11 protein-coding genes and 1 riboswitch are annotated in these 13,193 nt (G+C 39.6%); of the genes, 7 read left to right on the forward strand and 4 right to left on the reverse strand.

Translation table 11 applies throughout. The annotated features are described in order from the left end of the window. Positions 1–295: 295 nt before the first annotated feature. The 6 genes from QZR90_RS01650 to hydE all read left to right on the forward strand — a co-directional run bounded on the left by QZR90_RS01650 (position 296) and on the right by hydE (position 7,906). The gene (locus tag QZR90_RS01650; protein WP_295788057.1) at positions 296–1,198 is read left to right on the forward strand and encodes a hypothetical protein; all 903 of its coding nucleotides are present in this window, start codon (positions 296–298) and stop codon (positions 1,196–1,198) included. 200 nt (positions 1,199–1,398) lie between these two features. Next, positions 1,399–2,658, forward strand: coding sequence for an Nramp family divalent metal transporter (locus tag QZR90_RS01655; RefSeq protein WP_295788060.1), 1,260 nt, complete (start codon positions 1,399–1,401; stop codon positions 2,656–2,658). A 189-nt stretch (positions 2,659–2,847) separates the two neighbouring features. Beyond that, entirely contained in the window at positions 2,848–3,573 is a 726-nt protein-coding gene (locus tag QZR90_RS01660) for a YaaA family protein (protein WP_295788062.1), read from the forward strand. A gap of 460 nt (positions 3,574–4,033) precedes the next feature. After that, entirely contained in the window at positions 4,034–5,245 is a 1,212-nt protein-coding gene (locus QZR90_RS01665; protein WP_295788063.1) for a hypothetical protein, read from the forward strand. A 90-nt stretch (positions 5,246–5,335) separates the two neighbouring features. Further along, positions 5,336–6,520: an amidohydrolase gene (locus tag QZR90_RS01670; protein WP_295788066.1), complete on the forward strand. Its 1,185-nt coding sequence runs from the start codon at positions 5,336–5,338 to the stop codon at positions 6,518–6,520. Positions 6,521–6,787: 267 nt separating this feature from the next. Further along, positions 6,788–7,906 carry a [FeFe] hydrogenase H-cluster radical SAM maturase HydE gene (hydE, locus tag QZR90_RS01675; RefSeq protein ID WP_295788068.1) on the forward strand — a complete coding sequence of 373 codons (1,119 nt, stop codon included), beginning with the start codon at positions 6,788–6,790 and terminating at the stop codon, positions 7,904–7,906. Between the two features lie 123 nt (positions 7,907–8,029). On the opposite strand, the gene mscL is transcribed toward hydE, so the two are convergent. The 4 genes from mscL to thiW form a co-directional block, all read right to left on the reverse strand. Beyond that, positions 8,030–8,488 carry a large conductance mechanosensitive channel protein MscL gene (gene mscL / locus QZR90_RS01680; RefSeq protein ID WP_295788071.1) on the reverse strand — a complete coding sequence of 153 codons (459 nt, stop codon included), beginning with the start codon at positions 8,486–8,488 and terminating at the stop codon, positions 8,030–8,032. A 145-nt stretch (positions 8,489–8,633) separates the two neighbouring features. Further along, positions 8,634–9,821, reverse strand: coding sequence for a putative hydroxymethylpyrimidine transporter CytX (cytX, locus tag QZR90_RS01685; protein ID WP_295788073.1), 1,188 nt, complete (start codon positions 9,819–9,821; stop codon positions 8,634–8,636). A gap of 199 nt (positions 9,822–10,020) precedes the next feature. Then, positions 10,021–11,202, reverse strand: coding sequence for a putative hydroxymethylpyrimidine transporter CytX (cytX, locus tag QZR90_RS01690; RefSeq protein WP_295788075.1), 1,182 nt, complete (start codon positions 11,200–11,202; stop codon positions 10,021–10,023). Positions 11,203–11,340: 138 nt separating this feature from the next. Beyond that, the gene (thiW, locus tag QZR90_RS01695; protein ID WP_295788077.1) at positions 11,341–11,859 is read right to left on the reverse strand and encodes an energy coupling factor transporter S component ThiW; all 519 of its coding nucleotides are present in this window, start codon (positions 11,857–11,859) and stop codon (positions 11,341–11,343) included. A 161-nt stretch (positions 11,860–12,020) separates the two neighbouring features. After that, a riboswitch (TPP riboswitch) is annotated at positions 12,021–12,123 on the reverse strand. Between the two features lie 329 nt (positions 12,124–12,452). On the opposite strand from thiW, the gene QZR90_RS01700 reads away from it, so the two are divergent. Further along, positions 12,453–13,022, forward strand: coding sequence for an N-acetyltransferase (locus QZR90_RS01700; RefSeq protein WP_295788079.1), 570 nt, complete (start codon positions 12,453–12,455; stop codon positions 13,020–13,022). Positions 13,023–13,193: the final 171 nt, after the last annotated feature.

Consider the following 13,193-nt stretch of genomic DNA (forward strand, 5'->3'; position numbering starts at 1 on the left):
AAACGTAGTAATTTGTACTGCATAGCTTTATGAGGAGCTGCAATGATTTAGGACTACTACCTATATCGTTGTAGCTCCTTTTTTTGAAAATTAAATACTAATGAAAAAACTGTGGTTCTTAATGTAGTTTTTATACTCATATGATTTAATAGAAGAGTATAGGGGACCATAGTTTTTTTATGAAAGGATGTTTTAATTGATAATGAATTTCAATGATAGAAAAATATAAACATTCATGTTATAATAAATTTGTTATACATAAGCAACTAAAATGCTTTAATTGAGGAGGTTATGTATGAAATTCTCACGTTTATTAATTGCTACTTGTTTTTGTGCCGCATCGTTTATGACTACACAAGCGGCTGGAGATATTTGGGCCGACGTAACACCTAAAGATTGGTCTTATCAGGCATTACAAACTTTAGTTAAGCATGGTGCTATTGAAGACACTAAGGGTATTAGTTTAAATGGACATACTTATACGAAGTATGAATTAACTCCATTAGTAGCGCATGTGGTAGAAAAAAGAGAGTCTATGAATGAGACCGATAAGAATTTAGCAATTCGTCTATATAGTGAGTGGCGTGACGAATTGATGGCTTATAATCGAGACCAAGAGATTCGCGAAAAAGGGCATTCTAAAGAAGATGGAAAGGCATTGTCTGAAGAAGAAATTGCTAAGAAAATTGAAAATTTCACCATTGATGATCGCCGTGTCGCCGTTGGAGGTGACGTACGTGTTCGCACATCTAATCGCGATGGCTCTGATTATAGAACACGTGTTGGCGTCGTATTCTCTTCTAATGGCACAGCAGCGCCAGATGCTTTATACGATAAAGTGGGCCGCCTAGAGATTAAAAAGGCAGATGAAGAAGCCGCTAAATCACGTGAAAAATTTAAGAAAATAAAAGAGCAGCGTGATAAAGAAGATGCTGAAGCGATTGCTAAAGCACAAAAAGAAGCCGCTAAGAAGGATGCTAAGGCGGCTAAAGAGTCAGAGCAACAAGCTGCTGAAGCTAAGCAGGATCCTAAATCAGCTAAAGCAGTAGAACAACAAGCTGAAACGCCTAAGCAAGATGGTAAAACAGCTAAAGAAATAGAACGTCAAAAAGTTGAGGCAGCAATTCAAGCCGCTAGAATGACGACAGATGATGAAACTGGAGAGCCAGCTAATGAGAAGGGAACACAATCTATCTAGTAATGAGAAACAGTAAAGTTTGAATGGCTTTCATTACAGCGTCTAATGCAGATGCTACTGAATCCGTTAAGACAGATGTGCAAACTTCCACTAGTGGCCAATAATTTTTAAAACCCTACAGAAATAAATAGGAGCTTACACAAGGTTGTGTAAATTGTAAAGGGGAATGTAGGGCTCTAAAGATGGGAATGGTGAAGGGAATGTGGCTTACACGTTTGAAAAATAAACTGGATACAGTACACCAAAATAGTCGACAAGTGTCGGAGGTGTTTCGGTATATTGGTCCAGGGATTATTGTTACCGTAGGGTTTATTGACCCTGGTAACTGGGCGGCGAATCTCGCTGCAGGGGCCATGTTTGGCTATGATTTGTTGTGGGTAGTAACATTATCTACCATTATGTTGATTTTATTACAGCACAATGTGGCGCATCTTGGTATTGTAACAGGGCGATGCCTCTCGGAATGTGCTTACGATGCGTTGCCTCGTTGGTTGTCTAGTATTTTATTGAGTACAGCAGGCTTAGCGGCGGCAGCCACTGCCCTAGCAGAGTTTATAGGAGCTGCTATTGCATTAAAGATGCTATTTGGCATTCCTTTATTTATAGGCTCTGTTCTAACTGCTATTATCTGTACTATTATGTTATTGACTAATTCTTACAATAAATTAGAAAAAGTAATTGCCGGGTTTGTTTCGTTAATTGCATTGGCGTATTTATTAGAATTGTCTATGGTGGATGTAAACTGGGCTGAAGCAGGCCTTGGTTGGGTGAATCCGACTTTGCCAAATGAGTCCATGTTAGTCGTACTCAGTATTTTAGGGGCGGTTATTATGCCTCATAATCTATTCCTTCATTCGGAGATTATTCAAAGTCGTGAGTTTAATAAGCAAGATCCGGCGGTAATGAAAAAACGCCTACGCTATGAATTTTTGGACACTATATTCTCCATGGGGATTGGCTGGGCGATTAACTCGGCTATGATTATTTTGGCTGCGGCAACTTTCTTTAACGAAGGCATTATGGTGGAAGAGTTGGAGCAAGCAAAAGAGCTTCTAGTACCACTGATTGGCCCTTCAGCAGGCTTATTATTTGCCTTGGCCTTGCTATTTGCTGGCTTTGCATCGTCCGCTACGGCTGGTATGGCTGGGGCTAGTATATTTGCGGGCATGTTTGGTGAATCTTATGATATGAAGGACATGCATAGTCAAATTGGCTTGGCGTTAACATATATTCCAGCCGTTGTTATGATTTTATTCGTAGAAGACTCCTTCCAGGCATTGTTGATTTCACAAATGTTTTTGAGCCTGCAATTGCCATTTACTATATTCTTGCAATTATATTTAACTGGCTCGGAGAAGGTTATGGGGATTTATAAAAATCGCCCTTCTACCGCTGTTATGTTGTGGGTTATTGGCATTATTGTAACGGCTATGAATTTATATTTACTAGCTGTAGCATAAGTTCTATAGTTAGAGCAGAAGTTTTGCAGTTGGGTATAGGCGTTCAAAGTTGTACAGAAAAGTGTGCACCAAGTATAGTAAATAGTCAAATCAATTTAGAATTAATAAAATTTGGGCATTAATAGATTTAGATATTAATGGATTTAGGCATTAATAGATTGTGCCGTTAATAGATTTAGGAGTTATTATATGAAAATCCTTTTGTCACCTAGTAAGACTAAGGTGTTATATGGCAGTCCTAGTGAGGCTGTTTTCCATGAGCCTACGACTGCGGCTATTGTGGAGCACATTCAAAGTCTCGATGAAGCAACCTTTGCCAAAGCTCTTAAATTAAAGGGAGACAAAGGCGCTGAATGGTACTCCTTTTATCAATCCTTTGCCACTCAGCCTGTGGGGGCTGCAGTGCAGTCTTATTCTGGTTTGGCATTTAAAAATCTTGATTGGGCTGGATTAAATGATGATGCTAAACTCTTTGGGGAAGCACATCTCTGTATTCTTTCTGCTCTTTATGGTTTAGTTCATCCTATGAGCCCTATTGCTGATTATCGCTTAGATTTTGTAGATTCTATTTATAAGGGCTATGATACATCTTTGTATGACTTATGGCGTGAGCGTGTTAATGAGGCTTTAGCGAGTGAAGATTGGCTACTTAATTTAGCATCAAAAGAGTATTCCAAGCTCATTGATCATCCGCGGATGGTGACAGTGGAATTTTTGGAACATAAAAATGATGTATGGAAGCAATTGAGCACCTCGTCTAAGCAAATGCGTGGTCGTTTAGCTCATTATATGCTAAGTAGTCAAGCTGAAAGCTGGAAACAGTTACCTCAAGAGATTGATGAGTTTCATTTAGAGGGTGAAATTCCTAGCTCTATAACTGAAGCTTGTACGATTGTATATAAACGTCAGGCCTGAGAGAAAACAATATATACTAATAAATAAAATATAGATTGATAAAATCGGTGAAAATAGGTAAAAAAGAGTCGCGTGGGCGACTCTTTTTTGTTTTTCTGCTGAATCCTATCAATTTATTCTATATGAATAAATATTGACCTAAAGGGTGCTATATGCTACTATAATAAAAATACAAACAGTTGTACATTCTATAAGGACATAGTGTTTATGCTATATATGGCATCTTTAACTTTGTATTGATAGTACTAGCTTTGAATATGTGTTAGTTGGTAGTGCCAATTTTGTGAAGTCTTAGCTGGAAATATCAGCTTTGAGTGCTTTTATATAGTACTGTCCCATTTGGGAAGGCTAAGTCGATACTTGTTTGACTGTTGTATTACGTGGTTTAATTTGGTGGGAAAACCACAGGAGAGAGAATTGTTGAGAGCTATGTTATTGAGAGAGAAAAGGGGTTTTTCATATGGAGATGTTTATCTCATCACAGATGGGTTTATTAACTATTTTAGTTCTTATGCTATTTATTGGGGAAGTTATATCGATTCGCACTAAAGCGTGGATTCCTTCCGTATTTATTACAGCCGTATTATTTTTATTAGCTTATTGGACTTTCTTACCTAAGGACGCTATTGCTAAGGCAGGGATTCCAGCGGCTACAGCTACGATGCTGATGGGCTTATTAATTACTAATATGGGAACGCTTTTATCGGTTAAAGAGTTGATGAAGCAGTGGAAGATTATTCTTATTGCTCTTGGTGGGATTGCTGGTATTACAGCCTTCTTACTATTCATCGCCGTTCATTTCCTCGATTGGAATACAGTTGTCGTAGCTACACCACCATTGGTAGGGGGCATTGTGTCCTCTATTATTATGAGTAATGGGGCAAAGGAACTAGGTCTTACTAGTTTATCTGTATTGGCCGTGTTGATTTATGTAATACAAGGTTTTGCTGGATATCCTTTGACTTCCGTTATGCTTAAGCGAGAAGGACTGCGCGTCATTAAAGAGTATCGGGCTGGAAAAATAAATAAAGATGCAGACTCTGTTGATCCTACCAATGTATCTGATGAGAAACCAGCACGCATGTTCCAACGGGCGCCACATATTTACAATACAGCGTATTTTAAATTTTTACGCCTCGCTTTCTGTGCTGCCTTAGCCTTTGTTGCGTCATCAGGTTTTGCGCTTATCGGTTTAAAAGTAAATGCCTTTGTTCTATGTTTGCTCTTTGGTATTATTGGTAAATCAGTAGGGTTCTTGGAGACGCATTGCTTGAAGTCAGCTGGGGGCTTTGGTTTTTGTCTATTAGGTTTGATGTTATTTATTTTTGATACATTAAAAGAAGCTACACCAGACATGATTTTAAGCCTTTTATATCCTTTAGTAGTGATTATCGTTATAGGGGTTATTGGCATGTTTGTGTTCTCCATCATTATTGGTCGCTTAGTGGGTGTGTCTAAGGAATTAGCCTTTGCTACTTCTTTAACTGCTTTATATGGTTTCCCAGCAGATTATGTTATTACCATGGAAGTTATTACATCCCTTACTGATGATCAGGATGAGCGCGCTGTATTAACACAGCATATGTTACCGCCTATGTTAGTGGCTGGTTTTATTACAGTTACCATTGTATCTGTAGTATTAGCGGGGATTATGGTTAACTGGTTACAATAAGATAATTTATTGTATGGGGATGTGCTAGTGCCGATATGAGTGTAGAGTCATTGCTCTACAGAGATGAGAAAAAAGTTAGGAGTCTTTTACATGAAACAAAGTGAAGTAAAACAATTAATTTTAGAAAAAGAGCAAGAATTAATTGCTCATCGTCGTTATTTCCATGAAAATCCAGAATTATCCTTGGAAGAATTTGAGACGACTAAAGTATTAGCCAAAGAGCTTGATGCATTGGGGATTTCCTATCGTTTAACGGAGCCAACTGGTATTATTGCTGATATTCCTGGTAAAGGACCAGGCAAGACGGTGGCTTTGCGTGCCGATATGGATGCACTACCAGTAGAAGAGATTACGGAGAATTTACCATATAAATCAAAAGTGCCTGGCAAAATGCATGCCTGTGGTCATGATAGCCATATTGCCATGTTGCTTACAGCCGTAAAAGTGTTGCATTCCTTGCGCGATCAATTTAATGGTACGGTGCGTATCATATTCCAACCAGCAGAAGAAGCTGCTGCTGGCGCTAAATTGATGATGGAGCAAGGCGCTTTAGATGGCGTGGATAGCATCTTTGGGGAACATATTTGGTCGCCTCTACCAGCGGGCTTAGTATCCTGTATTGACGGCCCTTGTATGGCCGCATGCGATGTGTTCTATGCTACCTTTACTGGCAAGGGTGGGCATGGTGCTATGCCTGAAACAGCTGTAGATGCTACTGTAATGGCCGGTAGCTTTGTAGCAAATGTACAGACAATCGTATCTCGTAATATTAATCCATTGGATACGGCAGTGGTAACGGTAGGTAAATTAGAGTCTGGCACGCGTTTCAATGTTATTTCTGGAGAAGCCAAACTAGAAGGTACTGTGCGCACATTTACAGCTCATGACCGCGAATTAGTGGAAACTAAGCTTCGCCGTTTTGCAGAGGATACAGCTCACATGTTTGGAGGCTCTGTAGAATTTACTTATGTATATGGCACTGATGTGGTGGATAATAATCCGACTGAAGCTGCTCGCGTGCGTAAACTGGCTGGTAAAGCCTTTGGTGAAGATAAAGTATTTAGCGAACCTAAGCGTTGCATCGGGGAAGATTTTGCCGCCTATATGACTAAAGTACCAGGTGCTTTTGCTTATGTAGGGGCTGAAAATGAAGCTAAAGGCGCTTGTTGGCCACATCATAATGGACATTTTAATATTGATGAAGAATCTTTAAAAATCGGTGCTGAATTATACGCACTATATGCCTTAGATTTTCTTGGTGCATTAGAAGATTAATACTTAGCTAGCCGGCTCAATCCATGGCTAGAAAACAAATTGTTTTTAGTCATGGATTTATGAGTTTAGGCTAGCTTTTTTCTATTAAATATGTCAAATTATAGGTGAATTTAGGCTTTTTACTAGGAAAAAAGGACCTTTATGATATATAATAATATATATTGGAAACATTAGATGTATAGTGATTAATTATTTGGTTTTGCCTTATAGAGGCTTATTTAATCATTATTTTATAGAGTATTATTGAGTAAAGGCACAAGGGTAGCTATGACAGTACAAGATATTTTAAAGAAAGATTTAGTTGGCGATGAATGGCTCACTGTTGAAGAATTGCGTACGCTTATGCATGTCACTGATGAGGATACGCTGCAGGCGATTTATAAGAAAGCCTATGAAGTTAAGGCTAAATATGTAGATAAGGTTGCGTATTATCGTGGGCTAATTGAGTTCTCTAATCGCTGTATTAAGAATTGTGAATACTGTGGTATTCGCCGTGATAATACAAAAACAGAGCGCTTTGATATGAGCCGTGAAGATATTTTAATGATGGCTAAATGGGCCTATGATCATGAATATGGTTCCATTACTTTGCAATCAGGGGAGCGTAATGATCCAGCGTTCGTAGATTATGTGGTGGATTTAATTCGCGACATAAAAGCCATTGGTGATGGTTCCTTAGGTATTACTATGTGCGTTGGGGAGCAGACCGAAGAGTCCTACCGCCGCATGGTAGAAGCGGGGGCTAGCCGTTATTTACTTCGTATTGAGACGACTAATGGGGAATTATTCCACAAGATTCATCCTAATGATGAATTACATTCCTTTAAAACTCGCGTAGAATGCTTAAAAGCATTGCGTCGCGTAGGCTTCCAAGTTGGCACGGGCGTGATGATTGGTTTACCTGGTCAAACGGAAGATGATTTAGTTAATGATATTTTATTTTATCGCGATATGGATATTGATATGATTGGCATGGGGCCTTATGTAGTGCATCATGATACGCCATTAGGGCAAGAAGCCTTAGCTCTAGGTATCGATAGTGAAGAAGGTAAAAATCGCCGCATTCAGTTGGGCTTAAAAATGATTGCCCTCACTCGATTATTCTTGAAGGATGTAAATATTGCGGCCACTACAGCCTTGCAAGCGTTAGATAAATTAGGACGTGAAAAAGGATTGGCAGCAGGGGCTAATATTTTGATGCCTATTATTACAGTGCCAGAGCATCGCGCTAAGTACTTGCTTTATGATAATAAACCTTGCGTGGATGATAATGCCGATAAATGTAAAGATTGCTTGACGCGCCGCGTTATGTCAATTGGCGATATGGTAGGTTGGAAGCAAAATGGTGATTCCAAGCATTATGGCAAGCGCACAGGCTTGTTTTAAATCGTAAAAATCTTTGGTAATAAAGCTATTAACTAGCTAGAGCAAGCATAAGTTACATTGTTTATAAGAGCAAAAAACGGTTGGAAATATTTCCAACCGTTTCTTTTTATGTTTTTATTTAATTTATGCTGTTTTTGTTTCTGGTTCAATTACAGAAGTACAATGTGGGCAACGAGTTGCATCATCAGCCACTTCTTGTTTACAGAATGGGCATTTACGAGGATCTACTGCAGGCTCTTCTTTTTTAGGAAATAGGCGATTCACTTGTTTGATTACAAGGTAGATAGCAAAGGCAACGATTAAGAATTGAATTAAGGAATTCAAGAAGCTACCATAGGCAATAACAGGAATACCAGCTGCTTTAGCTTCAGCTAAGGAATTAGCTTGTTCGCCATTTAAGCTAATAAAGAAGTCAGTGAAGTCGATACCACCTAATACCATACCAATTGGTGGCATAATGATATCGCTTACTAAGGAAGCAACGATTTTGCCAAAAGCAGCACCAATAACAACGCCGACAGCTAAGTCAATTACATTACCGCGTAGGGCGAATTCTTTAAAGCCCTTTAAAAAATCTTTCATAAATAAGTCCCTCCAATTATGTTGTCATAATTTTATAAAATTTCTTTGGCCCTTATGGCCCGTGATTTTCATAGATAGTATAGCATAGAGAGAAAGAGATGTATACAATTATTTTTAAATAAATCGATATAGATAATTTGCATTGCTAGTCTATCTTAGTCGCCATACGACCGACTATATAGCTTAATAAAGTAATGCAAATCATAACGGGGAAGGTAGTGCCAATCGGAGTTTCAAAAGTAAGTACACTGCGATAGAGCACGAAACCGATAAGCCATAGTATTAAATTACGGATACTAAAGGCTTGTTCAGACACATCTTGTTTTAGCAAGAAATACTGACTAAATAAAATGGCAATCATAGGTGTAAATACAGAGCCAATTAAGAATAGGAACTCTTCATATTCTGTCATAGGGATTACAATGGCTAAGCCTACACTTAAGATAGTGGCACCGATGGAAACGATTTTTTCTGGCGCTTTCGGTACAAGGCTAACTACGCTAACACCTGAAGAATAAGCATCTAAATAGGTTGTAGCAACGGTAGAGAAGATAATGATGAGTAAGGGGAAGAGACCAATTTCAGCTTTTGACATAACCGCTACAATATCGTTTTCACCAGTGTAGAGCGCACAGCTAAGTCCCAAGGTATACATCCAGGCGCTTACTGTACAATATGTTAAGGTGCTAACGCCAGCGGCAGCCACAGGGCGCTTCGCTTTGCGTGTATAGTCTGAAATCAGTGCTAAATAGGAAATAGGCATGGCGGCTGCAAGTTCTACAGCGGCCCCAAAACTTAGATCTTCATTAAAGAAATTGGCGCCTATAGGGCTTGCTAAGGAACTGGCAGGTGTAATAATGATGGAGCTAAGCCAGAGGGCTAATAAAAAGAGCAAGGACATAGCTACAGAATTGAGCTTAGTTAGCGTTTGGGGGCTTACGAAAAGCCAAAGAATGATGATGCATCCCATAATACTGGCCCATAGGGCGGTGCCTAAAGGATAGATACTTTGGGCTGCGGCAGATCCTGCAATGAGGACGACTGTGGCCCAGCCGATGAGCTGCATAATATTCGTTACGGCAAAGAAGGAGGCACCGCGTTTGCCAAAGGCAATGCGAACGGATTCCATAGCGCTACGTCGCGTTTGACCGCCAATTACGCCAGCTAAAAATAAGAGAAAACCACCAATAATATGGCCTAAGATAATAGCTGTAAATGCTTTAGTAAAACCTAGGGGTGCAAAAAGTGTACCTGTAAAAATTTCAGCCATGGAGAGGGCAGCCCCAAACCATATAAGGGAGCAAGAAAATAAACTAGTCTGTTTTTTATCCATAATATATCCTTTCTAAGAAAGCTTAATTTTTTTAGGTTTAATACCATTAATATTATAAATACTATGCTAAGGGTTGAATGCATTAATTTTTTAGCATTCCTTATAAAGTATACGTTAAAATCTTGAAAAAGGGAATAAATAAAGCAGGAATTACAAGTAATTCCTGCTTTATTAGTTATTTTTTATAATATATTGTATTTTATGCTTTGGACTTTGAAGTTAGGCGCCCTACAATATAGGTTAGGCCTGCAATACAAATCATAACAGGCACTGTGGATCCTAAAGGGGTATCCCAAGTTAATAAATTTCTATATAAGATAAAACCGATGATCCAAAGAATCAGGTTAGTATAGTTAAATTTACGCCCAGATGCATCCTGCTTAAGGAGAAAGTATTGGGTAAATAGAATCGCAATCATGGGCGTGAATATAGAACCAATAATATATAAAAATTCTTCATACTGAGTCATAGGCACGAAAATGGCTAGGATAATGCCCAGTATAGTGATGCCAATAGCTGTAGGCTTTTCCGGTAGCTTTGATATGAGACTGGTCGCACTTACACCAGCTGAATAGGCATCTAAATAAGTGGTAGTTACTGTAGAGAAAATTATAATGAGCAAAGGCCATAATCCAAGGCCTGCTTTGAGCATAACGAGGGCAATATCTCCTTCCCCTGTATAGAGCGCTGTGCCTAGGCCGATGAGGTACATCCAGGTACTAATGAGACAATACGTAAAGGTGCTTACCACGGTAGCTGCTAATGGGCGCTTGGCGGTGCGTGTATAGTCTGCCACTAGGGGCAACCAAGATAGGGGCATGACCGTAGCCAATTCGACTGCCGCACCGAAGGAGAGGCTTTGCTCATTCAGGGCCAGGTTACTTAAGTCTGCTGTAGGATTAAAGATTAAGGCACTAAGCCAAAGGGTAAGTAAGAATAAAAGCGCCATAGCCACTAAATTGAGTTTAGTTAGCTGGCTTGGGCCTACTAAAAGCCAGAGGATGATTAAGGCACCAATAATGATAGACCAAAGGGCAGACCCTAAAGGCATGATTGCATCTGCTGCGGCTGCGCCAGTAATGATCATAACCGTAGTCCAGCCTATGAGCTGTAGTACATTGGCTAGGGCGAAAAAGGACGCTCCTTGAGAGCCAAAACCAATGCGCACAGTTTGCATTGCACTTTGTTTAGTATTAGCGCCGATGAGACCGGCCAAGAAGAACAGGCAACCGCCAATGATGTGACCTAAAATAATGGCTAATAGGCCTTGTTCAAAGCCTAGCGGCGCAAATAAGGTGCCTGTAAAAATTTCTGCAATAGATACGGCAGCACCAAACCAAAGAAGACCATGAGATAGTAAATTAGTTTCGTTTGTTTTCATAATAACTCCCCCAACAGCTATCTCTAGGGCTTGCTCAGTTCATTTAGGTAATTGGCACATAGGTATTGGCGAATAGGCTTATGTGCATGTAGACTTCAATTCGCTATACACATAGGTGTATGGACTGATGACCTGGTCTTAGAGATTCTGTTGTATATGAGATAAGGCTCCTGAAGTGCGTAATGCGTATAATAACATTCCTGCCAATAGCGAGCCACCTATGGTAGAAACTAAGAAAGGAATAACATACACATAAAAGGCTGCTTGTCCCGCTGATTGTCCTAAGAATATAACCGCTATGGGATAGGCTGTGAGGCCACCGAGAATTCCTGTGCCGAATACTTCTCCTAGGAGTGTGTAGAAGATATTGTGAGTACGTTTGTAGATATAGGCACTTAAAAAGGCACCCCACATGCTACCAGGAAAGGCGAGTACACTGCCAAGACCTAAGAGATTACGCAGTAGACTCGCTGAGAACGCTGCGCCGACGCCATAATATGAAGAAAGCAGCACAGCGCAGAGCACATTCACCATATGTTGCACTGGTGCACATTTACTAGCGCCTACAGGAAATGAAACGGTGCTACCCACAACAGCTACGGCTACAAGTAGACTTGTGATAGTTAATTTTCTTACATTACTGAATGATGAGTTCATTACAAATACCTTTGCGGTCGAGACTTAATGGTCTCCTCTCACGCCGGAACACGGCTTCCCTTCGCTGTAATGACAAATGTCGGGCGCTCCCCCGCCATTTGGTCTGTTAAGACGGCATAAAAAAACAGAGATACCTAGTACGGTACCTCTGAAAGGTGTTAGAACAATATATAACATCTTCCTACGACGGCATTATCCGCATCAGGTATAAGGGTCGAAGTTAGATGAACTTCCTCTCAGCAATAAGCTCCCCTGAATTTTCTACCGTGATTATAGCACAGTGATACACTAAGTGCAAGGTAAATGAATGAGCGTTAGCGGCAAAATCTGCTCGAAAATAGTGGTTGAGTACATCTTTTATATTAATAAGTGAAGTAATATTTGGCGGCTAGACTAATAATTAAGGCCTATATATACGCTTTACAAGGCAGTAGGGGTGATGCTATGATAAGAAAAGAATTTTATATAGACTATCACGGTTACTTGTGATTGGCATGTTGTGAACATCGTCTATTCTTTGAAGATGTACATAAGATGCTTATTTTTTCGATATGTGTATGTAAGAGAGAGTTAAATGTATAGAGGGGGATTTTATGACATATACAGGTACGAACGAAAAGCCTAAGATTGCAGTCAAACCTATTGCGTTGGAGGATATTCAAGTTCTAAGAGACTTAGCTATAGAGACTTTTAGAGAAACCTTTGGTCATCATAATACAGAGGAAGAGTTACAAGATTATTTTCACACAGCCTATTCCTTAGATACTTTGAAGGCAGAACTTCAGAATCAGGAATCTCAACATGTATTTGTTTTTGTGGACGATGTGTTGGCAGGCTTTTTAAAAGTCAATGTAGGTCAAGCACAGACAGAGCAAGAGTTAGACAATGCGTTCGAAGTGCAACGAATTTATATTTTACGTCAATTCCAAGGTTTGGGGCTGGGGAAGTATTTATTTGAATACGCCCTTTCTTTAGCGGCTAAGACTTCCTGCGATTGGGTCTGGCTTGGTGTATGGGAACATAATGAGAAAGCGCAGCGCTTTTATAGTCACTATGGCTTTGAACGCTTTAGTGAACATCGCTTTGATGTAGGTGGCAAGGTAGATTGTGACTTTTTGCTAAAATGCTCCATGGATACAGTGCGTACTATATTAGCGAGATAATAAAAATAAGAGTGTTTAACTAATTTGTTATCGCGGTGATTTAAAATTTAATAGGCTAGAGATAAAAAATATTTCATATAATAACGAATAAAGCCCATTCCTGAGAAGTGTATGCTAATGCATAACCTTGGGAATGGGCTCTATTTTTTGTTAGCTTGTTGGTTAAATTAT

This window comes from uncultured Veillonella sp., assembly GCF_900545795.1.
Taxonomy (GTDB): domain Bacteria; phylum Bacillota; class Negativicutes; order Veillonellales; family Veillonellaceae; genus Veillonella_A.

Excerpts from the sequence above, each read along its gene's own strand:
- QZR90_RS01650 (WP_295788057.1), top strand. The coding sequence starts at position 296 with ATGAAATTCTCACGTTTATTAATTGCTACTTGTTTTTGTGCCGCATCG.
- QZR90_RS01655 (WP_295788060.1), top strand. The coding sequence starts at position 1,399 with ATGTGGCTTACACGTTTGAAAAATAAACTGGATACAGTACACCAAAAT.
- QZR90_RS01660 (WP_295788062.1), top strand. The coding sequence starts at position 2,848 with ATGAAAATCCTTTTGTCACCTAGTAAGACTAAGGTGTTATATGGCAGT.
- QZR90_RS01665 (WP_295788063.1), top strand. The coding sequence starts at position 4,034 with ATGGAGATGTTTATCTCATCACAGATGGGTTTATTAACTATTTTAGTT.
- QZR90_RS01670 (WP_295788066.1), top strand. The coding sequence starts at position 5,336 with ATGAAACAAAGTGAAGTAAAACAATTAATTTTAGAAAAAGAGCAAGAA.
- hydE (WP_295788068.1), top strand. The coding sequence starts at position 6,788 with ATGACAGTACAAGATATTTTAAAGAAAGATTTAGTTGGCGATGAATGG.
- mscL (WP_295788071.1), bottom strand. The coding sequence starts at position 8,488 with ATGAAAGATTTTTTAAAGGGCTTTAAAGAATTCGCCCTACGCGGTAAT.
- cytX (WP_295788073.1), bottom strand. The coding sequence starts at position 9,821 with ATGGATAAAAAACAGACTAGTTTATTTTCTTGCTCCCTTATATGGTTT.
- cytX (WP_295788075.1), bottom strand. The coding sequence starts at position 11,202 with ATGAAAACAAACGAAACTAATTTACTATCTCATGGTCTTCTTTGGTTT.
- thiW (WP_295788077.1), bottom strand. The coding sequence starts at position 11,859 with ATGAACTCATCATTCAGTAATGTAAGAAAATTAACTATCACAAGTCTA.
- QZR90_RS01700 (WP_295788079.1), top strand. The coding sequence starts at position 12,453 with ATGACATATACAGGTACGAACGAAAAGCCTAAGATTGCAGTCAAACCT.